Below are 23,430 nucleotides of genomic sequence, written 5' to 3' on the forward strand. Positions count from 1 at the left end.
TGGCCGGCAAGCGCGGCCGGCCCGGGCGGGCGCCGGCGCCGGCGGCGCGTCAGCCGTAGACGATGTCGCGTTGCAGGTCGAGCGCAATGAGCCCCATTTCGCGGGTGAGTTGCAGCATCGAGCGGCGTTCGAGGCGCGAGCCCATGAAGCTCGTCACGCGGCCGTCGGGCTCCGCGGTGAACTGGAATGTCGCGCCGCCCGTGCCGAACCACGCGCCCGGCACATCGGGCGATTCCTGCCAGTCGATCTGCGCGAACACGCGTGCGATGCCCGCACGCACGAGGTCGCCCGGGCCGATCGGCGGCGCGATGTCGCCGAGGTCGTCGAGCGAATAGGGGCCAGGCTTGTCCGGCCTCCGGTAGAAAAGATAGTCGACGTTCATGGGGCGCAATCGCAAGTAAAGCAACAAATTAGCGTGCTTCGCGATAAATTCAAATCAGATACGAACGAAATGTGGCCTGTACGAGACAAGAGGACGGATCGAATCCGGCCCGTCAGGGCGCACACGGGTTCGTCTAAGATGACACCTTTCTCAAGATCTGAAGACCCGGACACCATGGAGACGAACGCAAGCGCCACCCCGCAGTCCGATCATCCCGTTTTCGTGCTCGTGCATGGCGCCTGGCACGGCGCGTGGTGCTACGCGCACGTCGCGGCCGCGCTGGCCGCGCGCGGCCACCTGTCGATCGCGCGTGACCTGCCCGCGCACGGCATCAACGCCCGTTTTCCCGCTTCCTACTTCGCACGCCCGCTCGACAAGGACGCGTTCGGCGCCGAGCCGTCGCCGGTCGCGAACACGACGCTCGACGATTACGCCACGCAAGTGATGCAGGCGGTCGACGACGCGTACGCACTCGGCCGCGGCAAGGTCGTGCTCGTCGGGCACAGCATGGGCGGCCTCGCGATCACGGCGGCCGCCGAACGCGCGCCGGACAAGATCGCGAAGATCGTCTATCTCGCGGCCTTCATGCCCGCGTCGGGCGTGCCGGGCCTCGACTACGTGCGCGCACCTGAAAACAAGGGGGAAATGCTCGGCCCGCTGATGCTGGCGAGCCCGCGCGTCGCCGGTGCGCTGCGCATCGATCCGCGCAGCGGCGACGCCGCCTATCGCGAGCTCGCGAAGCGCGCGCTGTACGACGACGTGCCGCAGGCCGACTTCGAGGCCGTCGCGAACCTGATGAGCTGCGACGTGCCGGCCGCGCCGTTCGCGACCGCGATCCCGACGACGGCCGCACGCTGGGGCGCGATCGACCGTCACTACATCAAGTGCCTGCAGGATCGCGTGATCCTGCCCGCGCTGCAGCAGCGCTTCATCGACGAAGCCGACGCGTTCGCGCCCGGCAACCCGACCCACGTGCACCAGCTCGACAGCAGCCATTCGCCGTTCATGTCGCAGCCGGCCGTGCTCGCCGGCGTCCTGGCCGACATCGCGAAAAGCTGAGCGCGGCACGCGCCCGGCGCATCCGCTCCGCGCACGGCGGGGCGGATGCGCTACCTATGCATACGCGACCGACCGGTCGCGCCCGAGCCGCTTCGCGCGATAGAGCGCGGCGTCGGCCTCGTTGACGAGCACGTCGCTGGTCGGCGCGCCCGCCTTCGCACAGGCGCCGCCGACGCTCGCCGTCACCGGCACGCTGACCCCCTCGGCATCGACCGGCACGCTGCCGATCGCATCGCGCACCTTGTCGGCCACGAGCATCGCCTCGTCGAGATTCGTGCATGGCAGCAGCAACGCGAATTCCTCGCCGCCGAAGCGGCCGAACGTATCCTGCGCGCGCACGATCGACGCGACGCGACGCGCCGTCTCGCGCAGCACGGCATCGCCGGCCGCATGCCCGAAGCGGTCGTTGATCGTCTTGAAGTGGTCGAGGTCGAACAGCAGCACCGACATGTCGCCGCCATAGCGCTGCCAGCGTGCGAATTCGTCGCTGAGCCGCGCCTCGAAGAAGCGCCGGTTCGCGATGCCGGTCAGGCCGTCGCGATTCGCGTGCTCGCGCAGCTTCGCGACCGCTTCCTCGCGCTCGCGCTGCATCACGCTCACATGCGTGACGTCCGAGATCGTCACGCACACGGCTTCGACGTCGCGGCCGCGCGTGAGCGGCATGAACGTGCAGTCCTGCTGCATGTAGTCGACGCCACCCGTGATCGGCCGGTCATGCTCGAAGCGAAACAGGTAGGGCCGCTGCTCCCACGAGCTGAACGCGAAGCTGCCGAGCTGGAACACGCTCTCGAGCTTGCGCGACAGCCACGCGCGCGGCAGGTCGGGAAAGCAGTCGAACAGGTTGCGGCCGATCACGTCCGCGGCCGGGATGCCGCTGTGGTCCTGCATGAAGCGATTCCACATCAGCACGTTCATCGCGCGGTCGAGCACGAACAGGCCGAAGCCCACCCGCTCGATCACGAGGTCGCTCAGCGACGAGGTGGCGGCCGTCATAGCGCGGACAGCAACGCGTCGAGCGCGTCGCCCATCAGCCGGATCGAATCCTCGGCCATCAGCATCACGAAGTGGGCCCGGAACGCGTGGTCCTCGAGCCCGAAGTTCACTTCCAGCAGCAATGCCACGCTCCATGCCAGCTCGGTCGGCTGGAATACGTCGTCGAACGACACGTTCGCGCCGAGCAGCCCCGGCGGAAAGAACACGGGCTTGCGGCCGAGCTCGTCGAGGATCGACGCGACGCACGCACCCATCAGCACGTTCGCGACGTCGAACACGACTTCGTCGGGTGTCGCCATCCCGCCGTACACGCCATCGCCGAACGTGCGGTCGACGACCGACATGAGCCGCGCGATGCTCGCGGTGCGGCACAACACGATCGCCTCGCCCTTGATGTCGGAACGAAAACCCTGGCGCACGGCGGTCACGTTGTCGTGAATGCCCGTCATCTCGCGCAGCGCGTCGCCCGCGTCGGTCGCTTTCACGACCCGCACGCGCGGCACCGACAGCTCGATGAAGTGCCCGAGCAACAACGCGAGCCGCGCGGCGGCGCGGCCCATTGCGAGGTTGGCGATCTCCTGCAACGCGTCGCGTTGCTCCGCCGTGAACACCGAGTCAGGCATACAACCCATACTCCTTGAGAATGGGCAGCAATGCCTCCGACGTCACGGGCTTGGCTACGAATGCGATCGCGCCCAATTCGCGCACGCGTGCTTGCGCCTGCGGCTGAATATCGGCGGATACCACGATCACGAACGTGTTCAGATCTTCGTGGCGCAGTGTCTCCAGGACCTGATATCCGCTCATGTCGGGCATCGTCAGGTCCAGAAACATTACGGAAGCTTTGCCGTCACGATAGAGCGCCAAGGCCTCTCGACCATTCGCGGCATACGCGACTTCGACGTCCCAGCCTCCCGGCAGCGCCTTTGTCAGAAGTTTGCGAGCGAGCAGCGAATCGTCGGCAATTACAATCGGCAAAGGCATGGGGCGATGCGGTATACGGAATGGTCTCTCTCGCGTTAACGACCGCGCGGCGCACTTCTTTAGGCGCCATGCGTTCGGGTGTGCGGGCAACCGTCTGGCGGCCGCGCGCGGGCGCCGCGACGCGGAGTGCGCGCGACGCACCGCGCGGCGAACACCGGCGGGCGCATATATCTGTCATAGGGAAAGCAAGGCGCGATTCTCTGAGTAAACCGGAGGCGATGCAACTCGCCATTTTCAGCATTTCGAACAGAATTGATCCGAACACGCGCCATTCCGAAAACAGCCCCGACCATTTTCGAGATAAGTACGCAAAATTTTTCCTTGTGTACGTTTGCGCTGCCGGATTCGTCGCGTTTTCAATCTGACAATTTCCCCCTGTCGAAATCGACAGGATGGTTGGCGTCCGGGGCCGTGCGGCGAGCCGTCGCAACTCGTTTATGATGGCAGGCACCTCCGCCTCACCCGCTTCCTCGATGATGTCCGACCGGCCCGCCGATTCCCACGCTCCCGCCTCCCCACCCGCCGACGACTGGCAGGACGACGGCAACTATGCGTCCGGTGCGCCCGAGCACGATTTCGCGGTGCGTCGCATGACGCTGATCGTGCTGCTCGTCGCGGCGATCGTGCTGCCGTGCATCTACGTCGTGGTGATGGCGTACAACGACCTGAAGACGCGCGAGGCCGCCGCGAGCGACGTGACGATGCGCACGGTGCGGGTGGCCGAGGAGCACGCGCTCAAGGTGTTCGACCTGAGCGAGACGCTCGATGCGCGCATCGTCGATCTCGTGCAGGACATGGACGACGCGACCGTGCGCAACCGGGAGTCCGACATCCACGAAGCGCTGAACACGATCGGCGGCGGCTATCCGCAGGTGGCCGCCGTGTCGATCTTCGGCGCGAGCGGGATGCTGCTCGCGAACAGCCTCTACTATCCGGCGCCCTATGCGTCGATCGCGAACCGCGACGACTTCGCCGGCATCCGCGACGGCAAGGTCATCGAACACATCTCGCGGTTGATGATGGGGCCGCTCAAGCTCGAGAACATTCCCGTGTTCAACACGGGCGTCGCGCGGCGCCATAGCGACGGTTCGTTCGCCGGGATGGTGTCGATCGCGCTGAAGTCGTCGTATTTCAACGCGTTCTACCGCGACCTGCTCGGCGGAGCGAGCACGCCGATGACGATGGCGCTCGCGCGCTCGGACGGCGCGGTGATCGCGTCGTATCCGCCGCCGCCGGCACTCGCGCACACCGATCGCGCCGTCACGTTCGGCGACGCGCGCAACGATCCGCGCGCCGGCGTCGTGCGCGTGCGCCACGACGGCGCGAGCAGCGAGATCGTCGCGTATCGCCAGGTCGGCAGCTACCCCGTCTACGTGACGTGCTCGTACCGCACGTCGGCGATCTGGCATGAATGGTATGAACACCTGAGCGTGCTGTTCATCTCGATGTTCGCGCCGTCGATTGCGCTGTGGTCCGTGATCTGGCTGTCGCTCAAGCGGCTGAAGGCGGAAGAGGAGGCGTGGGACCGCTGGCAGGCCGAAGCGTCGATGCGGCGCTCGATCGAATCGGCATACCGGCAGTCGCGCAAGATGCAGGCGCTCGGCAATCTCGTCGGCAGCGTCGCGCACGACTTCAACAACCTGCTGATGATCATCTCGAGCAACGTGCAGATCGCGCGGCGGCGCGGGGTCCAGCATCTCGACAAGGAACTCGGCGCGATCGAACGCGCGCTGAAGAACGGGCAGTCGCTCACGCGCCAGCTCCTCGGTGTCGCGCGCAAGCAGCCACTGCACAACGAGACGATCGACGTCGGGCAATGGGTCGGCACGTGCCGCGAACTGCTGAAGACATCGCTCGGTTCGAAATCGTCGCTGGTCGTCGCGATCGAGCCGGGTGTCTGGCCGATCCGCGTCGACGTCGCGGAGCTCGAGCTCGCGGTGATCAATCTCGCGGTCAACGCGCGCGACGCGATGACGACCGGCGGCCGCTTCACCGTCGGCGCGCGCAACGTGACACTGCGTCGCGAGGACGGTTTTCCGCTCACCGGCGATTTCGTGCAGATCTCGCTCGACGATACGGGTTCGGGCATGGCGCCCGACGTGCTCGCGCGCGCGTTCGAGCCGCTGTTCACGACGAAGGCGCAGGGGATGGGGACGGGGCTCGGCCTGCCGCAGGTGTTCGCGTTCTGCGAACGCTCGGGCGGCCTCGCGACGATCGACAGCGCGGTCGGCGCCGGCACGTCGGTGCGCCTCTACCTGCCGCGCGCGCGCGTCGAGGATGTCGTCGCGCGGCCGCCGGCGGTCGTGCACGATGCGGGGGCGGGGACGCTCGCCGGGCTGCACGTGCTGCTCGTCGAGGACAACGGCGAAGTCGCGGCCGGCACCGAAGCGCTGCTGTCGCTGCTCGGGCACCGCGTGACCTACGCGCCCACCGCCGACGACGCGTTGCGCCTCATCGAAGGCGCGGCCGCGAACGACGCGTTCGATCTCGTGATTTCGGATATCCACATGCCGGGCCGCCTGAACGGCATCGACCTCGCCGAAGCGGTCGAACAACGGCCGGAGAAACTGCCCGTGATACTCGTCACGGGTTACGCGGAGGAGCTCGACCGCACGCGCACCGTCAACGTCCGCGTGCTGTCGAAGCCGTTCGACATCGCGCTGCTCGACGAGATCCTGCTGGGCATCCGTGAAGCACGCGATGCACGACACGCGCGGCACACCGGCACGTGACCCGCTGCGTGCGGGCCCGCGCCGGTGCCGGCGGCGTGATCGGGCGTGGCGCTCAGGCCGACTTCAGCAAGCGCACCCAGCCCGTGTAGCGATCGACGAAGCCCTGCAGGAACTTGCGGGTGTCTTCGCTGACGATCTGGCCCTGGTCGTCGATGCGCGCCGGATCGTGCTTGATGAACATCTCGGGCTGCCCGAGCGTCTTCACGTCGAGATACGCGAGCACGTTGCGCAGGTGCTGCTGTGCGAGCGCGGTGCCCGTCGCACCCGGCGACGTGCCGAGCACGGCACCCGGCTTGCCCGACCACGAGTTGGAACCCCATGGGCGCGAGCCCCAGTCCAGCGCATTCTTCAGCACGCCCGGAATCGAGCGGTTGTACTCGGGCGTGAAGAACAGCAGCGCGTCGGCGGCCTCGATCGACTGCTTGAAGCGCTTCGCGACTTCCGGGAAATCCGCGTCGTAGTCCTGGCTGTACAGCGGCAGCTCGCCGATCTCGACGAACTCGAACGAGAAATCGGCGGGGGCGAGCGAGATCACGGCGTGTGCGAGCGCGCGGTTCGACGAAGCGCGACGCAGGCTGCCGACGACCACAGCGATGCGATAGGACATGACATTCTCCTTCCGGTGAGTGAGGAATCGGATCGATTACTTCCGAACGGGCGACAAAGGTCTGTTTATAGGCAAGCCAGCCCGCGAACCGCCCCACGGGGCCGTCCGGCCGACTTTCCACAAGGTTTTCCACAGAAATTGTGGATAACTCGGCCGTTATGCTCTGACATTACAGATTGCCTACCGCGAGTCGTTGCCGACACGCGACACAGGGTTCGGCAAGCATAGCGCAGCGCGCCGGCCGGTTTCGTGAATTCGTGACGGAACATGCATTGCAGGCCGGCACCGCGCCCAGTAAGCTGCTCGCACAGCGATGCGCCTGCCCTGTGGCGCACGCGCGATCGCTTCGAGACTTGCAACCCATTCATGCCGTCCGCCTACGACGATCCCGTTTATCTCGCGCAACTGCGGCGCGACCTGCTGCGCTTCGCGCGGCTCCAGCTCCGTGATGCCGATGCGGCCGAAGACGCCGTGCAGGAAGCACTCGCCGCCGCGTGGTCGCATGCGGGCGATTTCGCCGGGCTGTCGGCGCACAAGACCTGGGTGTTCGGCATCCTGCGCAACAAGCTGATCGACGTGCTGCGCGCGCGGCAGCGGACGGTGAGCCTGTCCGCGCTCGATGCCGAGCTCGACGGCGAATCGGTGCTCGATCGCGAGTTGTTCAAGGAAAACGGGCACTGGGCCGCGCATGCGAAACCGCGACCGTGGCCACGCCCCGAAACGCTGTTGCAGCAGCAGCAGTTCTGGACGCTGTTCGAGGCCTGCCTCGATCACCTGCCGGAGCAGATCGGGCGCGTGTTCATGATGCGCGAATTCCTCGACTTCGAAATGACGGACATCTGCAGCGAATTGACGCTGACGACGAATCATTGCAGCGTGCTGCTTTACCGGGCGCGCACGCGCCTGCGAACCTGCCTGAGCGAACAAGGATTGACGACCGAAGATGCTGCCGGGGAAATGTACTGACGTGACGCGACTGCTGTCGGATGCACTCGACCGGCATCTGACCCTGCATGAGCGCCTGCAGGTGCGCGTACACCTGCCGACCTGCAGTGGCTGCAGAGCCTATCGCGGGCAGATCGCGCTGCTGCGGACGGCCGCGAAAGCGGCGGCGGGGCGGGGGCCTGCCCCGGATGACGACGGTGCGTCGTCCGGGGAAGGCTAGGCCCGGATCGCGTGACGGCGATCGTCAGGGCCGGGGTCGCATGCTGCCCGGTGATCGAGCTGGCTTCAATTGCCGATGCTCGTGCTAATGCTTGCGCTGGGCTGACGCAATCAAAAAAATACGGCGGGCAAGAATTATTCGAACAGCGCCTGCACCGATTCGGGCGGCCGGCCGATGGCGGCCTTGCCGCGGTAAACGACGATGGGGCGCTGCAGCAGAATCGGATGCGCGGCGATCGCCGCGTAGGCTTCCGCATCGGTCAGGTCGGCGCGGGCCAGATTCAGCGCCTTGTACGGCTCTTCACCGTCGCGCAGCATGTCGCGGACCGGGCGGCCAAGCTGCCGATGCAGCGCTTCCAGTTCCTCGACCGTCGGCGGTGTCTTCAGGTACTCGACGACATTCAACGGCGCACCGGTGGTATTCAGCGACTCGACCAACGCAAGCGTCTCGCGCGATTTCGAGCATCGGGGGTTGTGGTAGATCGTGATCATCATTCAGGCCTGGAGGGTAGAGCCCTGTATTGTAGCCAGTCTGTATTGGGTGGCTTGGTGGGGCAGGCGACGAGTAATCGGGAGATCGGGCGCGGATTCGCTGCTTCGTAGAGGCCGACGGATGATGCGGTGCGATGGATCGCGAAAGGGGAGTGCTGGTCAGGACGCGCTTCAATGAATTGGTGGGTTTATGCGCATAAAGGCGCGCGGGGCTCTATCGCGGGATGGTGATCAAAGGTTCGCGCGCCTGACCAATACGATGGGGTTCGGTCTGCAAAGGGTGTGGCCGGTGGCGCCGCAGGCCGGTTGGTTTATGCGCATAAAGCGGGCGACTGCCGGGCGCAGGGACCTCGCGATTCGCGGCGCGGTGAATACAACGCTTCGGCGCGTGGGTGTGATGCCTGAGTGGGTGTGATGCCTGAGTGGGTGTGATGCCTGAGTGGGTGTGATGCCTGAGTGGGTGTGATGCCTGAGTGGGTGTGATGCCTGAGTGGGTGTGATGCCTGAGTGGGTGTGATGCCTGAGTGGGTGTGATGCCTGAGTGGGTGTGATGCCTGAGTGGGTGTGATGCCTGAGTGGGTGTGATGCCTGCTTCGGTGGGATTGCCGCGTCGGTATGCTGCCTCGCAAGTAGGCCGCCCGGCACTGGATTCCGGCGCGGCCGGCAGGTGACCTTGGTTACTCGCCGTTTATCGCTCGCGGTTTATGCGCATAAACGTAGCGCCTGGATAGCCCGTTAGGTCGACGTCCGCAGGTCAAGTGGGATATCTCGATGCTGCATACCCGGCCAGGGTGTGCCACTCACAAACCTAGATCAGAAGCATCGGCCCTCCCGGCACGAATCGCGCGCCACGCTTTCCGCGGAGAGTTTATGCGCACAAACTCTCCAGCTCTCAGCCGGGGCTCCCCCATCGAACGATAGGACAGTGCACGCTGCCTGCGCGTCAACTCGCTACTCACACCGACGACGCCACATGCAACGCGACCGAGTCGCTCACCGACCTCGCAGGCATCCGCCACACCATCCGATCAAGTCATCTGCCATCGTCGCTTCGTTTATGCGCATAAACCGATCGTCCAAATGGCCAATGCGTAGTTGTCTAACGACAATTTCATTGAAATCCAAATATCGTCCTGTAGAATTCCAACGACCAAAATAGGAGTGAAAATTGGCCGCGGAAATCATTGCAGTCACTCAACAAAAAGGTGGCGTCGGCAAAAGCACGATTGCCATGCACCTCGGTGCCGCGTTCCATGAAAAAGGGAAGCGCGTCCTCGTCATCGACGCAGACCGTCAAAACACACTGGTTCACTGGTCGAGCGCATCCGGCGACAGCGACACCGGCATTCCGTTTCCGGTCGTCAACCTGGCCGAAGCCGATGGCCAGATCCATCGCGAGATCAAGAAGTTCATCAACGACTACGACATCATCGTCGTGGACTGCCCGCCGTCGATCACCGAGAAGGTATCGGGCGTCGTCCTGTTGGCCGCATCGATTGCCGTGATCCCGACGTCGTCGTCGCCGGCCGATTACTGGTCGAGCGTCGGGCTGGTCAAACTGATCCAGCAAGCGCAGGTCATGAACGAAGACCTCCGCGCCGTCTTCCTGCTGAACAAGACCGAAGAGAAGCGCATGCTGACCCGCGAGCTCAAGCGTGCGCTCGAGGAACTCGGCTTCCCGTTGCTGAAAACGCAGATCCCGACCCGGGAAGCGTACAAGCAGGCGATGGCGCTCGGTCAGACCGTACTGCAGATGAACGATCGTGGCGGCAAGCTGGCCGCCGCAGAAATTCGCGCATGCGCCGACGAAATCGTCGCCATGCTGCCCTGACTTTATGCGCACAAAGGAGTCACATGAAACCCTCCCAATTTGCCAAAGGATTCCAAGCGCGCCCGGATATCACGACGAGCGAGAAGCGCACGGCGCTTGATCGACTCAATGCGATCGACGGCATCGTCAAGTCCGAGACACCTACGCCGGCACCGACCAAATCCGCGAAGAAAGATATCGCGCCGTCGCCCGCTCCCGAACTCACGCTCGATCCGTCGATCGATGAATCGGCACAATATCGCGCGTGGCGTCTCGAGAACCGCTATGCGCCGGGGCAGGTGATCGAGCTGCCGCTGAAGGCGATCAAGCATAGCCCGTTCAATCCGCGGCACTTCTATCTGAAGTCGTCGATTGCCGAACTCGCCGTCAACCTCGCCAAGCAAGGGCAGCAGCAGGCGATCCACGTGATTCCCGACTACGAGAACCCGGGCACGTATTTCGTCAGCGACGGCGGCCGCCGCGTGCGGGCACTGAAGGAAGCGAACAAGGAATCGGTCAAGGCGATCGTGATCGACGTGCCGATCGGCATCCAGAGCTACAAGCTCGGCTACGATCTCAACGTCCAGCGCGATTCACAAACGGTGTTCGACAACGCCGTCGTGTGGCGCCGCTTCCTCGACGACAAGCATTTCCAGAGCCAGAAGGAGCTCTCCGAGCACCTCGGCCTCGACGAATCGACGGTGGCCGTCGCGCTGTCGATCGGCAAGCTGCCGGAAGCGATCATGCAGGAAATGGTCGCGCGCCCTGATCGCTTCGGTTCGAACATGGCGTATCAGGTCGGCCGCTATCACAACGCGCGCGGCACCGAGGCGACGCTGCGGCTGATCAACAAGATCGTGTCCGACGATCTCAGCACGCGCCAGGTGTCGGACATCGTCAAGGGCCGCGTCGCGGCGCAGGAAACGCCGAAGGCCGCGGGCCGTCAGCGCTATGCGCAGCGTCTCGAGATCAAGCTCGGCGGCAAGTCGGTCGGCGACCTGAAATCGTATGGTGAAGATCGCATCGAATTGCGCCTGCGCGGTCTCCCGAAGGACAAGCGCGACGCGATCCTCGAGCAGCTCGAGCGGATGCTGTTGTCGGAGTGATGGAAACGGCCTGCAGCGCCTGGTGAAGACGCCGGGCCCGCCAATCGAGGGCGGGGCCGGCGGCGGCTCGTCAGCGGGCCTGAGCGGGCCTCAGGCGGCCCGCGACTGATTCAGCGTGAACGACAGCAGGTCGCCATCCGTCGGCTCGCCCCAGGTCCTCTGGGCCAGCCAGTCGAAAAAGGCCGTCTCGGCCAGCTTGGAATCGAGGCCGCGCTTGCGCCAGTCATCGCGCAGATGCGTGCCCATCGTCGGCAGCGCTTCCGACTCGAACGACTCGCGCGCCACTTCGCGCTCCGCGTCGCCCTGCTCTTCGTACAGCACCTTCGCTTCCTTGCGGCGGAACGCCGCGAACTCGCTCAGCAGGCGTGCCTTCAGATCGTCCGGCTGAGCCGCTGCAACCTTCGGGGACGGCGTGCCGGCAGGCAGCGCGTCGACCGACTCGACCGGCGGCGCATAACCCTTCTTCAGCGCATCCTTGAACAACGCCGGCGCGCTGCGCACCGGCGGCAGCGTAGTGCTGCGCATCCGCTGCTCGGTCATCTGCAGTGCGGCACGAATGCGATTCTCCTCGCTGTCCGCATAGAGCGTCTGCGCTTCCTTCAACGGGATCCCGAGCTTCACCATCCGGTCGACCAGCGTGCTGTCGAACACGTTCGGGTGTTCGTCGAGCGCGAGCATCGGCTGCTTGCGTTCGGTCACGCGGAACTGGATCTCCGCGACACGGCGCCCTTCACGATGCTCGATCAGCTCGACGAAGATGTTGGTGACTGCGTTCACTTCCGCGATCGCGGGACGCAGATAGTCGCGCTTGAAGTACTTGTACTCACGCTTCGCCTCGTCGCCGGCTTCCGTGTCGGGCGTGCCCGACAGGATCGGCCGCCACCATTCCCACGGCTCGCGCATCGTCAGGTGGCTCGGGTTCGTCAGGTAGCGCACGCAGATTTCGTACAGCGCGAGACCAGCGCTGCTGCGCAGCTGGCTCTGGAACTGCAGGCTCAGGCGCGCATACTGGACCGGGTCGAGCAGCTTCTTCTTGATCTTCGGCGCGAACGAGAATTCGACCCACACGCGGCGGGTCGCCGGATCCTCGAGAATTTCCGCGTCGGCGATCAGCGTCGAGATCCCCCACTTGCGGCCCGGCTTCTGGCTCGACGTCCCCGTGCTCCATTCGACCTGCACCGACACCATGCGGCGCAGGTGTTCCTTCACCAGCGCGGTGTCGTTCGAATCGAAGGCGGAGTTGGCAACGATGTCCGACAGCAGCGCGCGATACGTATCGCCCGAGTCGTCGGCCTGCTGCGCCACGGCCAGCAGGACATTGAACAGCTTGCGAGTGAGGAGCGTGATCTTGCCGCTCTTCGGCTGAATTGCGATCGCCTCGACGGCCTTCCGCAATTCGGCTGAACTGGCACTCACCACATCCACATCGGTTTTCTTGGCGCGCTTCGTCGTGGCCATACGTCGGGTCGGAGGAGAAGTTTTCCGGAAGGATAGCGCCTGCGGTGAAGTGCGTCCAGAACGACATGCTCACCATAGCGGGTGAAGTGCGCGTGCAAAACGGCGCTCACCCCAGGCGCTCCCGAAAACCCTCACCGCTCCGGATTTGCAGCGTTCCGGACTCGTCCAGACGTGCTGCGGGATGCGCCGATTCACAGAATTTCCCCTGTGCACGACACGTGCGAAACGGGCTCCCGTATCGGCTCACCTTTCGATTTGTCGTAATTTTACGACTGCGCTGCCGTGCGTTCGGCACAGGGTTGCGATCCCACGTCGATGCGCCTCCCGATCGCTCTCCATCGGCCTGTATGCATGTACAGGCGTGACTTGCCGGGAAATCGGAATCGGATCCGACATCCCGAAAGACGCCTGCGAAACCGGCCCGCGCGACCCGATCAGGCGTGCTTTGCCGGCCCGGGCGCGCATTGTACAGCGCACAAACCGTATCGGGTCCCGAAAATACTCACCTTGAGCACAGTGACTTCATTCGTCCGGATATCGGCGAATGCCCGACACGCGGGGGATTCGCCACCAGGGCCTCCCGAAAACGCTCACCTTACCTAAAAATCGCTGTGCCGCCACAGGCAGGGAAACGACTCCCGAAAAACCTCACCGTAACCGCCTCGGTATCAAAAATCCCAATGCCTTCCGATACTTATGCACAGAAAGCATTTGGCTGTGCGCCGCCGACATCCCCCGAAAAGCCTCACCTTTCGACGGAAATCCTTCATACGACAACCTCATGTCAGGCCCCGAAAAATCTCACCTGTGCCAAAAAGTGGCACAGCAAAAACGAGATTTCTTCCAGTCCTGGCGGGCTTTTCGACGAATTCAGCCGCTCACTGGTCCCGTAAAGCCTCACCTTTGACCATTTTTCGGGCAAATTCCATTCCCGAAAAGTCTCACCTGTGGCCGCAATCACTGCCTGTGACCGGGGCCCCGAAAAACCTCACCTTAAGCGGATACGGGCAGGAAAACCCGGATTTCCCTCCCGAAAAGCCTCACCTTTAGGGCTTCACAGGTCCCCAAGAGCGCTTTTGCTGTGCAAAATGGCGTTCGTTTCCCGGAAATCCTCACACCAAACGCCCGTGGAGTCCCGTGAAACCTCACCTTTCGGAAAAACTGCCTAAAAGATGGGCAGAATCGGGGCGCGAAGAAGGTCCCGCAAATTCTCACCTATGTCTGCACAGGCAGAAAACTGTGCAGTCAGGCACTGCGCGGGTTCTATGGCTGTGAGGCCCCGAAAAGCCTCACCTTTGGTAAATCTCGTGTTTCACTGTGATCCCGAATCCGCTCACGACCTTTCCCGCAACGGCTCACGCAGCTCCCTGAACCCCATCACGTCAGCTCCCGCAGAAGATCACCTTGGCTCCCGTAAAACTTCACCTTGTCGGCCGGAAAGCCTTGCAGCATAAGGCTGTGCCGTGGCGTTAACGTTTTTAACTAAGGGTTCAAGGGTGTTTACTTCTAATACTCTCAAGACATCGGCTAACGAGTTTTCCACAGACACCCCAACCCCTGAACACCGACAGGCAATCGGATCCGCTGTCATGTGAAACAAATGCCGAAATTCGAGGTCTGCAGGAAAATGCTTGCGCGACAAGGACTTGGCTAACTTTCTTCGCTTTGTTTCACGGAATCCTGGACCACAGTCGACCGGATTGGCTCACAGACCCGATTTCTGTGCAAAGCGACGTAAATTCACAACGGCAAGCCGAAACAAGTATCGATAGATACGTATTTCGTTATGATTGACACATTTCAATGTCTGTGAGCACAGCGATGACCCTGGACGAAATACGTCAAGCCATTCGGGACGAACTGGAATCGCTGCGGGCGAACGGTGCACGACGGCAGGAACTGTCGCTGCACGCCTGCAAGCGGTTGTTTTTCGATCTCGGCATCCGGCCGTCGGCTGCCAATGTCCGCGATCTCACCCAGACCGGCAGCGCCAGCGATATCCCGAAAGACATCGACCATTTCTGGGAGCGCATCCGTTCCGCCTCCAAAATCAGGCTCGACGGTGCCGCAATCCCGAAAGCCGTCGAGGAAAAGGCAGGTGCGTTGCTCGGCGCACTCTATGAAGAAGCGTTGAAAGCCGCGCGCGACAGTCTCGATGCAGATCGCGAGCAGGTTCGTGCCGGCATTGCCGACGCCGAACAGCGGTTGCGCGACGCAACCGTCCGCCAGGAGACGCTCGAAGGCGCGCTCGCGCGTGGCGAAGCGAAAAACGAGCAGTTGCAGGCTCGCGTGACCGAACTCGAGGTCCAGCTCGCGTCGCAAACGACGCACGGTTCGGCCAGTGAAGCGACGTTGCTCACCACAGTCGCCCGACTCGAGAAGGAACTGGCGGCGGCCGCCGGCCGCGTCGAAGCCGAGCAGACGCAAAATGCGGCGCTGCGCGATCGCATCGATGCGCTGCAGGCCGAACTGCAGCAGCGCACCGAGCACTATGCGCAGCAAATCAAGGACGCAGTGGCCGAAGCCGAACGCCGCGTGAAACCGATGCTGGTCGAGCTGGATTCGTTGCGCAGCATGGCGTCGACCTACCAGAGCGGTTTGCGCGACGTTCAACGCAAGGAATTCGATTTCCTGCAGCAACTGAGTTCGGCCAAGGCACGTGCCGACCGGCTTGAAGAACAGTTGCGCAGCCAGGGTGATGAACTGGAACGTGCGACGCGCGATGTGAGTTCGTTGCGCGCGAGCCGCGGCATGAATCCGGAAATCGCCGCGCTGATTCGCCGTCTGGCCGATGCCGGGCAACTGGATGCGGAGGCGTTTGCCGCGATCGGCACCTCGCTGGATCAGGAGATTCCGGTGCCGGCCCATTGTCCGCATTGCGACGGTGAGCCGGAGCTGTCACACGGCGAAGAAGGTTTCGAAGTGGCCTGCCCCGAGTGCGAGCATGCTTCGGGCGCATGGCCGTCCCGATTCGAAGCGGCCGCGCGATTCGCGCACACGTGACGCCAGCATAGGCCGCGCCACACAGGTGAGACGATCCGGGAAGCTTGAGGTGAGGTTTTTCGGGAGCTGTGAAACGGTGAGGCTACGCCACACAAGGCTGCTCACGGATCGCTTCGCGTGAGCAGCCAATTCGTGATCAGTGAGTTTCGTCGTGGTCGGACGCGTCACCGTTGCTGTCGGCCAGACCGTCACGCCAGTTCTTCCATGCACGATGCAGGCGGTTCGACGAGATCGGCCGCATGAAGCCCAGCCATTTGCCGACCCGTTCGGGCGGCACGTCGTGTTCGAACAGTTCAGCCGCATAGGTATTGCGCAGCGTTTGCGGGCTCGCGCGCGCGGTGCGCGACGACGTGAGCCCGGCGGATTCGACGATCGCGTCGATCGCGCGCAGCATCGTCGCCTTGTGCATCGGCCGCCCGGCATGGGATGCCGGGAACACGAGTTCCCCCGGAATGTCCTGGCGCTTGCGCTCGGTGAGCCAGGCTTCCAGCAGCGCGATCGCGAACGATGCCAGGTGGGTTTCGCGTGCGAAATCCGGATGCGTCGACTCGATTCGCAGTGACGTTCCACTTGTATTGATGCAACTAATCGTAAGCGCACGCGCTTCGCCGGTTTTGATGCCGGCACCGAGAAAGGCGGCAACGAGTGCGCGGTCGCGCCGCTCTTTCCAGTACGCGGAACCGGATACGCCGATCGGCGAGAACAGGTACGCGAGCAACGTCGCGCGCTCGGCCGGCGTGAGGAAACCGGTCGGTTCGTTGTCGCGCGCCTTGCGCCAGCTCGCTTCGCCGTCCTGAGCAATGAACCGGGCCGGGTTGGTCGACGCGTATTCGGTACGCCGGATGTGGTCGAGCACACGCTCGATCAGCCGCAAATAGCGCATTCGCTGGGTTTTCCGGATCGGCAGTTCGCCGACGAAATTCGCGATGGTTGCGGTATCGACCGTTGCCAGATTCTTCTGGTGCGCGCGCATCCATGTGAGAAACGCGCCCCATTGTGCGCGATAGACGTCGGCTGACGAGCGGCGATAGTCCTGCATCGCGAGCCAGGCATCGAATGCGGCTTCTGGCGAGACGATCCAGTCGGATGCGCCGCGGTCGAACAGATCTGTTTCTTCCGGGCGTGCCGGGGTGTCGGAAGAGGCGGGAAGAGACATGTGATTTATTCCGTTAGTTGCGTGTATGGTAGCCCTTTCCGCAACGTCTCGGGCAGCAAGAGGCAGGACAAGGTCGCCATATGCGGCGGCCCGGGCTGGAACTCAGTCGCCCCATGCCTTGGCCGGGCGATGAACGCGCGCGGGCGGCGCCGTGTCGTTCGACGCGGTTGACGCCGCTTCATAGGCGAGAACCGCGAACGAAAATACGGCGGGCAGCGCATTCGAGCGCCCGAAGTCGATCGGATCGTCCGTTTCGGGAAACGTCATGTCCAACTGTCGCTCGAACAATTGACGCATGCCGGCCTCGTGCCGGCTGGCAAAGCCGAGATCGGCAAGCGCCTCGGCCTCGATGGCGTGCAGCAGCCTCCACGTCAGCGGGACGCGCTGGTGGATGTAGCGCCCGGCGATATGCCGGACAATCAGCTCGAGGTCGTGCGCGGCAGCCTTGAAGCTGAGCGCGGCCAAATCTTGTTCTTCTGTCATTGCAGGCTCCTGTCGACCGGGCCGGCGCCTCGGTGCGCCGACTCCGGCCCATGCATGGCGGAATGTCCGTATACTGTACAAACATACAGTACTTTCCGCAACTGGCCTGCAATAGACCCTTTGTCCGTTTGGCCAGCTATTCGCGCCGTCAGCGATGGATCACGATCAGCAATGCCCGCGCTTCGGTCTTGCCGGGATTGCGGATTGCGTGCGGCTCATCGGCCGGGTAGCGCGCGGTGTCGCCCACCTTCAGGCGCCGGCTGGCTGCCGCGGCTTCGATTTCCATCGCGCCCTGCAGCACGGTGAGGTGCTCGCGCGTGCCGGGTTCGTGGGCGTTCGATATCAGTGCACCGCCGCCCGGCAGCGTCAGCTCGTACCACTCGAACTTGCCGGCGAGGTCGATCGGGCCCCACACGCGCAACTGGTAGCGGCCGTCATGGCCGGCGAGTGTCGGGATGTCGTGCGGGCCGTCCACCCGGATCGTCTCGGATGCCTTCGGCTGCGAGAACAGCTCGTCGAGCGTGATGCCGAGCGCGTTCGTCAGCCGCCACGCCACGGCGATCGTCGGGTTGGCCTTGTCGCGTTCGATCTCGGAGAGCATCGATTTCGATACGCCGGCCGCGCGCGACAGGTCGTCGAGCGTCAGCTTGCGTTCGTTGCGCAGCCGCTGGATCTGCTCGCCGACACGCGGCGGCGTCGCGGCCGGCGGTTGCGGTGCGGCGCTGGCGGGCGTGCGCCGCGAACCGGAGGAACTTGCCATCTGGATTCCGTTCGCTTAGAGTTGTTCGATATTTCGAATTCTAGTTCGGAATATCGGATAAATGCGGTCAACCGAACGACCGACTATAACAGTAGCAGGCCGTTGCGCCGCCGCCACGAGTGGCGCGTTGCGGAATGCGAAACCCTGTCAGGAGCTTTGCGATGCGTGATGCCTTTCTCGCCCAGGTGCGCGGGACGCTGGACCAGATCCGCGCGGACGGTTTTTACAAGACCGAGCGCGAGATCGCGAGTCCGCAGGCGGCGGACGTGCGGCTCGCCGGTGGTGCCGGCGTGCTCAATTTCTGCGCGAACAACTATCTGGGTCTGGCGAACGATTCGCGCCTGATCGACGCGGCGAAGGCCGGCCTCGACCAGGACGGCTTCGGCATGGCATCGGTACGCTTCATTTGCGGCACGCAAACCGTGCACAAGCAACTGGAAAGCGCGCTGGCCGCGTTTCTCGGCACCGAGGACAGCATCCTCTATTCGAGCTGCTTCGACGCGAACGGCGGGCTGTTCGAGACGCTGCTCGACGAGAACGACGCGGTGATCAGCGACGAACTGAACCACGCGAGCATCATCGACGGCGTTCGCCTCTGCAAGGCGAAGCGCTTCCGTTACAAGAACAACGACCTGGCCGACCTCGAGGCGAAGCTCAAGGAAGCCGACGCGGCGGGCGCGCGCCACAAGCTGATCGCGACCGACGGCGTGTTCTCGATGGACGGCATCATCGCCGACCTCAAAGGCATCTGCGATCTCGCCGATCGCTACGGTGCGATCGTGATGGTCGACGATTCGCACGCGGTCGGCTTCATCGGCACGCACGGCCGCGGCACGCCCGAGCACTGCGGCGTCGAAGGCCGCGTCGACATCATCACTGGCACGCTCGGCAAGGCGCTCGGCGGTGCATCGGGCGGCTATGTCGCCGCGCGTCGCGAGGTCGTCGAACTGCTGCGCCAGCGCTCGCGCCCGTACCTGTTCTCGAACACGCTCACGCCGAGCATCGCCGCGGCATCGCTGAAGGTACTGGAGCTGCTTGGCAGCGACGAAGGCGCGAAGCTGCGCGAGCGCGTGCGCGAAAACGGCGCGCGGTTCCGCAAGCAGATGACCGAGGCCGGCTTCACACTCGTGCCGGGCGCGCATCCGATCATCCCGGTGATGCTCGGCGACGCGCAGCTCGCGACGAACATGGCCGACAAGCTGCTCGACGAAGGTGTCTACGTGATCGGCTTCTCGTTCCCCGTCGTGCCGCGCGGCCGCGCGCGCATCCGTACGCAGATGAGCGCCGCACATACACCCGAGCAGATCGACCAGACGGTCGCCGCGTTCGTGCGCGTCGGCAAGTCGCTCGGCATCATCTGACGGAGGCGCGATCATGAAAGCACTGGCAAAGCTCGAGCGCGGCCCCGGCCTCACGCTCACGCGCGTGAAGCGCCCCGAAGTCGGCCACAACGACGTGCTGATCAAGATCCGCCGCACGGCGATCTGCGGCACCGACATCCATATCTGGAAGTGGGACGACTGGGCGCAGAAGACGATTCCCGTGCCGATGCATGTCGGTCACGAATATGTCGGCGAGATCGTCGAGATGGGGCAGGAAGTGCGCGGCTTCGCGATCGGCGATCGCGTGTCAGGCGAAGGGCACATCACGTGCGGTTTCTGCCGCAACTGTCGCGCGGGGCGCCGGCATCTGTGCCGCAACACGGTCGGCGTCGGCGTGAACCGCGAAGGCGCGTTCGCCGAGTATCTGGCGATTCCCGCGTTCAACGCATTCAAGATTCCGCCGGAGATTTCCGACGATCTCGCATCGATCTTCGATCCGTTCGGCAACGCGACGCACACGGCGCTGTCGTTCAACCTCGTCGGCGAAGACGTGCTGATCACCGGCGCGGGCCCGATCGGCATCATGGCCGTCGCGATCGCGAAGCACGTCGGCGCGCGCAACGTCGTCATCACCGACATCAACGACTACCGGCTCGAACTCGCGCGCAAGATGGGCGCGACGCGCGCGGTCAACGTCGCGCGCGAGTCGCTGCGCGACGTGATGTCCGACCTGCACATGACCGAAGGCTTCGACGTCGGCCTCGAAATGTCGGGCGTACCGAGCGCGTTCACGAGCATGCTCGAGGCGATGAACCACGGCGGCAAGGTCGCGCTGCTCGGCATTCCGCCGGCGCAGACGGCGATCGACTGGAACCAGGTGATCTTCAAGGGGCTCGAGATCAAGGGCATCTACGGTCGCGAGATGTTCGAGACCTGGTACAAGATGGTCGCGATGCTGCAGAGCGGCCTCGACCTGTCGCCGATCATCACGCACCGCTTCGCGGCTGACGATTACGAGAAAGGCTTCGCCGCGATGTTGTCGGGTGAAAGCGGCAAGGTGATTCTCGACTGGACGGCCTGAGTGTCGAGAAGGGGCGGTGCGGCGTGTTTGCCGCCTGCCCCGTTTCTGTTTTACGTCTGCGTTTTCGAGTCGAAACACGCGAATCCGCGCTCAAGGTGAGATTATTCGGGAGCTGTGTTTGCGCGCCGAATCGCGACACCGTCGCACATCGGTGACCTGCAATCGCACGTTCACTTCACCTGTCGTCAGCTGCCTCGCTTCCCGTCATCACGCTTCCACGCACCACCCTCCTGGCTTGCCGCGTGATCGTTCGCTACGCACGCCATGCGATGCCATGCCGAACCGCACCATCAACCGTGAGCCTTCACGCGTCATTGCGACTCACTCATGCGCGAAGCGATCGACATCGATGGATATCGACCGGTGCGCAGGCCACTACTTGATCCGTTCACCATTCGCCCTTCGCGGGTCGAGCTGAAGACTCAGCATGACGAGCCAGCGCTTCGGGCATTGCGGCGCGATGTCGGCCGGATCGCCGTGCGCGCCGGGAACGGTGACGAACCCGTGTTGCGCCGCGTATTGATAGGCGCGCAACGCGTCCGCCTGCAGCCAGAAGCTGACGAGCGCGCACGTGACGAAGCGGAACAGCAGCACCGTCGCGGCATCCGGCGCGAAGCCGGCCATCACCAGCAGGCTTTCGAACGCGAACGCCAGCGCTTGAGCGACCGCGATCGTGAGAATCGTCAGCTTCAACACACCGCGCAGCCGCCGCGCCGCGCGCACCCGAGCCTGCCGGACGTCGAGCCGGGTGTGATCGTCGCCACCTTCGCGCTTCGGCATATCGTGTTTCATGAAGCGGCTCCGACGTGCCGCGTGACGTCGAATTGCGCCGTATCGGCGGCAACGATGCGATCGCTCCCGACGCTGATGGCTTTGCACAGGATCGTGCTGTCGTAGTTGTGTCCGGGAAAGCGCATCACGTCGACCGGTTGAAATCCTTCGCGTCGATAGAAATCGATGAGCCGGACGGCCGCATACGGCGCGTCGAGCGCGAGGTGCGTCGCGCCGCGCGCGGCGGCCCGCCGTTGCGCGAACGCGAGCAGCGAACGGCCGATGCCGCGATCCTGCCAGACGGGATCGACGGCCAGTTGGCCGAGCGTTGCAACGTGCCGGCTGCGATACGGATCGCAGCGGGAATCGGGATCGTGCGAACGCATCGTCATCGTCGCGACCAGGTGCGCATTGCCGAGCGCGACGAAGCACTCGCCGGTGAGCACGCGTTCGCGTGTCGCCGAGGCTGGCTGATCGACGCCCGGGCAGTTGAAGCCCAGTGCGCCAAGCGGTACGAACGCGCGATGCAGCAGCGCGGTCAACGCGTCGTACGAATCGCTGCGCGGGTCGAAGCGCCGCACGACGACGCGGCCGTCGAGCCGCTTCGCATAAGCCGCATAGGCGCGCGCGGGGCGCGCGGATTCCGGTCGCTGCATGATGTCCTTTGCCCAGACAGGGTGACCGAAGTGTAGTGAGCGTCGCGCGTCCGCTTCAAGAAAAAATGTCGTAAACGCGGCGGGCCATGTCACGCGGCCAGACCGCGATTCAGCCCTCTCGACGACAGGGCTTTTTCATGCGGGTGTTGACGACGGAGAACGATCGTTCTACCGTAAACCCATGAACACACCTCACGACTCCTCCGCCGAACCGGGCGTTCGCGACCGGTTGCTCGATGCAGCCGAAGCGCTGATCTATTCGGGCGGCATCCATGCAACCGGCGTCGACGCGATCGTCAAGCGATCCGGCGCGGCCAGAAAGAGCTTTTATTCGCATTTCGAATCGAAGGAGGCGCTGGTCGTGGCCGCGCTCGAACGTCGCGACGAGCGCTGGATGCGCTGGTTCGTCGATGCAACGCTGGCGCGCGGCAAGGCGCCGCGCGCGCAACTGCTCGGCATGTTCGACGTGCTGCGCGACTGGTTCGGGCAGCCCGACTTTCACGGCTGCGCGTTCCTGAACGCATCGGGCGAGATTCCCGACGCGGACGACCCTGTGCGCGTCGTCGCACGCGAGCACAAGGCACGCCTGCTGGCATTCGTACGCGAGCGGTTCGATGCGTATGCCGACGAAACCGGCATCGAACGACGCGGGCTCGCGCGTCTGGCGCGCCAATGGCTGGTGCTGATCGACGGTGCCATCGGCGTGGCACTCGTCACCGGCGATGCAAACGCTGCGCGCGACGCGCGCGCAACGGCCGAACTGCTGCTCGACGTGGTGTCCCGCTAGTCGAAGCAGCGAATCCGAACCGGCCGCGATTGTCCGCGGCCAGAACCTGAACAGGAGCAACCCATGTCCGCCTCCCCCGAAGTCCGTCCGCCCGTTCCGCCCTTCACGCTCGAAACGGCGCGCCAGAAGGTGCGCGCCGCCGAGGACGGATGGAACACGCGCGACCCGCAACGCGTGTCGCTCGCCTATACGCCGCAAAGCCGATGGCGCAACCGTGCGGAATTCGTGACCGGCCGCGACGAGATCGTCGGGCTGCTGCAGCGCAAGTGGACGCGCGAGCTCGACTACCGGTTGATCAAGGAGCTGTGGGCGTTCGACGGCAATCGCATCGCGGTGCGCTTTGCCTACGAATGGCATGACGACGCCGGCAACTGGTTCCGTTCGTACGGCAACGAAAACTGGGAGTTCGACGAAAACGGCCTGATGGCGCATCGTCACGCGAGCATCAACGACCTGCCGATTCGCGAGCAGGATCGTCTCTATCACTGGCCGCTCGGCCGTCGTCCGGACGATCATCCGGGGCTGTCCGACCTTGGGCTGTGACGCGCGCGTCGGCTCGGCTCGACGGATCGACGAACGCATCACCGGGATGCAACGGTGAGGAAATTCGGGACTTGGTGCGCT

At 64.1% G+C, this 23,430-nt stretch carries 23 protein-coding genes; 11 read left to right on the top strand and 12 right to left on the bottom strand.

Annotated elements, in window-relative coordinates:
• Positions 1–49: 49 nt before the first annotated feature.
• Entirely contained in the window at positions 50–382 is a 333-nt protein-coding gene (locus CFB39_RS31990; RefSeq protein ID WP_046548815.1) for a hypothetical protein, read from the bottom strand.
• 174 nt (positions 383–556) lie between these two features.
• On the opposite strand from CFB39_RS31990, the gene CFB39_RS31995 reads away from it, so the two are divergent.
• Complete coding sequence (locus tag CFB39_RS31995) at positions 557–1,441, top strand: alpha/beta fold hydrolase (RefSeq protein ID WP_089443729.1); 885 nt, start codon at positions 557–559, stop codon at positions 1,439–1,441.
• Positions 1,442–1,495: 54 nt separating this feature from the next.
• Here the strand turns inward: CFB39_RS31995 and CFB39_RS32000 are convergent, their stop codons facing one another.
• Genes CFB39_RS32000 through CFB39_RS32010 form a run of 3 tightly spaced genes read right to left on the bottom strand, consistent with a single transcriptional unit; the run spans position 1,496 to position 3,418 of the window.
• Positions 1,496–2,434 carry a GGDEF domain-containing protein gene (locus tag CFB39_RS32000; protein WP_089428725.1) on the bottom strand — a complete coding sequence of 313 codons (939 nt, stop codon included), beginning with the start codon at positions 2,432–2,434 and terminating at the stop codon, positions 1,496–1,498.
• Entirely contained in the window at positions 2,431–3,057 is a 627-nt protein-coding gene (locus tag CFB39_RS32005; RefSeq protein WP_039344650.1) for a chemotaxis protein CheC, read from the bottom strand. The genes CFB39_RS32000 and CFB39_RS32005 overlap by 4 nt, the downstream gene beginning before the upstream one ends.
• Positions 3,050–3,418, bottom strand: a complete 369-nt coding sequence (locus tag CFB39_RS32010) for a response regulator (protein ID WP_039344648.1) — start codon at positions 3,416–3,418, stop codon at positions 3,050–3,052. Before CFB39_RS32010 ends, CFB39_RS32005 begins: the two co-directional genes overlap by 8 nt.
• Before the next feature lie 473 nt (positions 3,419–3,891).
• Between CFB39_RS32010 and CFB39_RS32015 the strand changes: the two genes are divergently transcribed.
• Complete coding sequence (locus tag CFB39_RS32015; protein WP_089475948.1) at positions 3,892–6,150, top strand: hybrid sensor histidine kinase/response regulator; 2,259 nt, start codon at positions 3,892–3,894, stop codon at positions 6,148–6,150.
• Between the two features lie 52 nt (positions 6,151–6,202).
• Here CFB39_RS32015 and CFB39_RS32020 read toward each other — a convergent pair whose 3' ends face one another.
• Positions 6,203–6,757, bottom strand: a complete 555-nt coding sequence (locus tag CFB39_RS32020) for an NADPH-dependent FMN reductase (RefSeq protein WP_039344642.1) — start codon at positions 6,755–6,757, stop codon at positions 6,203–6,205.
• A gap of 366 nt (positions 6,758–7,123) precedes the next feature.
• Here CFB39_RS32020 and CFB39_RS32025 point away from each other — a divergent pair, with 366 nt between their 5' ends.
• Positions 7,124–7,723 carry an RNA polymerase factor sigma-70 gene (locus CFB39_RS32025; protein ID WP_069252807.1) on the top strand — a complete coding sequence of 200 codons (600 nt, stop codon included), beginning with the start codon at positions 7,124–7,126 and terminating at the stop codon, positions 7,721–7,723.
• Complete coding sequence (locus tag CFB39_RS32030) at positions 7,701–7,922, top strand: zf-HC2 domain-containing protein (RefSeq protein WP_089475949.1); 222 nt, start codon at positions 7,701–7,703, stop codon at positions 7,920–7,922. The genes CFB39_RS32025 and CFB39_RS32030 overlap by 23 nt, the downstream gene beginning before the upstream one ends.
• Positions 7,923–8,056: 134 nt before the next feature.
• Here the strand turns inward: CFB39_RS32030 and arsC are convergent, their stop codons facing one another.
• The gene (gene arsC, locus CFB39_RS32035) at positions 8,057–8,416 is read right to left on the bottom strand and encodes an arsenate reductase (glutaredoxin) (RefSeq protein WP_089428722.1); all 360 of its coding nucleotides are present in this window, start codon (positions 8,414–8,416) and stop codon (positions 8,057–8,059) included.
• A gap of 1,165 nt (positions 8,417–9,581) precedes the next feature.
• On the opposite strand from arsC, the gene parA reads away from it, so the two are divergent.
• Both parA and CFB39_RS32055 read left to right on the top strand, forming a co-directional pair.
• Entirely contained in the window at positions 9,582–10,244 is a 663-nt protein-coding gene (parA, locus tag CFB39_RS32050) for a ParA family partition ATPase (RefSeq protein WP_011353621.1), read from the top strand.
• A gap of 23 nt (positions 10,245–10,267) precedes the next feature.
• Positions 10,268–11,329, top strand: a complete 1,062-nt coding sequence (locus CFB39_RS32055) for a ParB/RepB/Spo0J family partition protein (RefSeq protein ID WP_089475952.1) — start codon at positions 10,268–10,270, stop codon at positions 11,327–11,329.
• Between the two features lie 90 nt (positions 11,330–11,419).
• Here the strand turns inward: CFB39_RS32055 and CFB39_RS32060 are convergent, their stop codons facing one another.
• The gene (locus tag CFB39_RS32060) at positions 11,420–12,787 is read right to left on the bottom strand and encodes a replication initiation protein (RefSeq protein WP_089428720.1); all 1,368 of its coding nucleotides are present in this window, start codon (positions 12,785–12,787) and stop codon (positions 11,420–11,422) included.
• A 1,821-nt stretch (positions 12,788–14,608) separates the two neighbouring features.
• Between CFB39_RS32060 and CFB39_RS32070 the strand changes: the two genes are divergently transcribed.
• The gene (locus CFB39_RS32070) at positions 14,609–15,790 is read left to right on the top strand and encodes a DNA-binding protein (protein WP_089475953.1); all 1,182 of its coding nucleotides are present in this window, start codon (positions 14,609–14,611) and stop codon (positions 15,788–15,790) included.
• Between the two features lie 136 nt (positions 15,791–15,926).
• On the opposite strand, the gene CFB39_RS32075 is transcribed toward CFB39_RS32070, so the two are convergent.
• The 3 genes from CFB39_RS32075 to CFB39_RS32085 form a co-directional block, all read right to left on the bottom strand.
• Positions 15,927–16,946 carry a tyrosine-type recombinase/integrase gene (locus tag CFB39_RS32075; RefSeq protein WP_089475954.1) on the bottom strand — a complete coding sequence of 340 codons (1,020 nt, stop codon included), beginning with the start codon at positions 16,944–16,946 and terminating at the stop codon, positions 15,927–15,929.
• A 102-nt stretch (positions 16,947–17,048) separates the two neighbouring features.
• Positions 17,049–17,429, bottom strand: a complete 381-nt coding sequence (locus CFB39_RS32080; protein ID WP_089475955.1) for a DUF2471 family protein — start codon at positions 17,427–17,429, stop codon at positions 17,049–17,051.
• Between the two features lie 148 nt (positions 17,430–17,577).
• Positions 17,578–18,189: a helix-turn-helix domain-containing protein gene (locus CFB39_RS32085; RefSeq protein ID WP_089428716.1), complete on the bottom strand. Its 612-nt coding sequence runs from the start codon at positions 18,187–18,189 to the stop codon at positions 17,578–17,580.
• A gap of 161 nt (positions 18,190–18,350) precedes the next feature.
• On the opposite strand from CFB39_RS32085, the gene CFB39_RS32090 reads away from it, so the two are divergent.
• Together CFB39_RS32090 and tdh are read left to right on the top strand one after the other, a co-directional pair.
• The gene (locus CFB39_RS32090) at positions 18,351–19,550 is read left to right on the top strand and encodes a glycine C-acetyltransferase (RefSeq protein ID WP_089475956.1); all 1,200 of its coding nucleotides are present in this window, start codon (positions 18,351–18,353) and stop codon (positions 19,548–19,550) included.
• A 13-nt stretch (positions 19,551–19,563) separates the two neighbouring features.
• A complete protein-coding gene (gene tdh, locus CFB39_RS32095) occupies positions 19,564–20,592 on the top strand; it encodes an L-threonine 3-dehydrogenase (protein ID WP_011356765.1) in 1,029 nt (342 codons plus the stop codon).
• Between the two features lie 375 nt (positions 20,593–20,967).
• Here the strand turns inward: tdh and CFB39_RS32100 are convergent, their stop codons facing one another.
• Both CFB39_RS32100 and CFB39_RS32105 read right to left on the bottom strand, forming a co-directional pair.
• Positions 20,968–21,384: a hypothetical protein gene (locus CFB39_RS32100; RefSeq protein WP_089475957.1), complete on the bottom strand. Its 417-nt coding sequence runs from the start codon at positions 21,382–21,384 to the stop codon at positions 20,968–20,970.
• Positions 21,381–22,019 (bottom strand): GNAT family N-acetyltransferase, encoded by a 639-nt coding sequence (locus CFB39_RS32105; protein WP_089475958.1) that lies wholly within the window; start codon positions 22,017–22,019, stop codon positions 21,381–21,383. The genes CFB39_RS32100 and CFB39_RS32105 overlap by 4 nt, the downstream gene beginning before the upstream one ends.
• Positions 22,020–22,200: 181 nt before the next feature.
• On the opposite strand from CFB39_RS32105, the gene CFB39_RS32110 reads away from it, so the two are divergent.
• Positions 22,201–22,806 (top strand): TetR/AcrR family transcriptional regulator, encoded by a 606-nt coding sequence (locus tag CFB39_RS32110; protein WP_089428712.1) that lies wholly within the window; start codon positions 22,201–22,203, stop codon positions 22,804–22,806.
• A gap of 63 nt (positions 22,807–22,869) precedes the next feature.
• Complete coding sequence (locus tag CFB39_RS32115) at positions 22,870–23,349, top strand: nuclear transport factor 2 family protein (RefSeq protein WP_069250362.1); 480 nt, start codon at positions 22,870–22,872, stop codon at positions 23,347–23,349.
• The last annotated feature ends 81 nt before the right edge of the window (positions 23,350–23,430 follow it).

It is taken from the genome of Burkholderia sp. AU6039 (genome assembly GCF_002223365.1).
GTDB lineage: Bacteria > Pseudomonadota > Gammaproteobacteria > Burkholderiales > Burkholderiaceae > Burkholderia.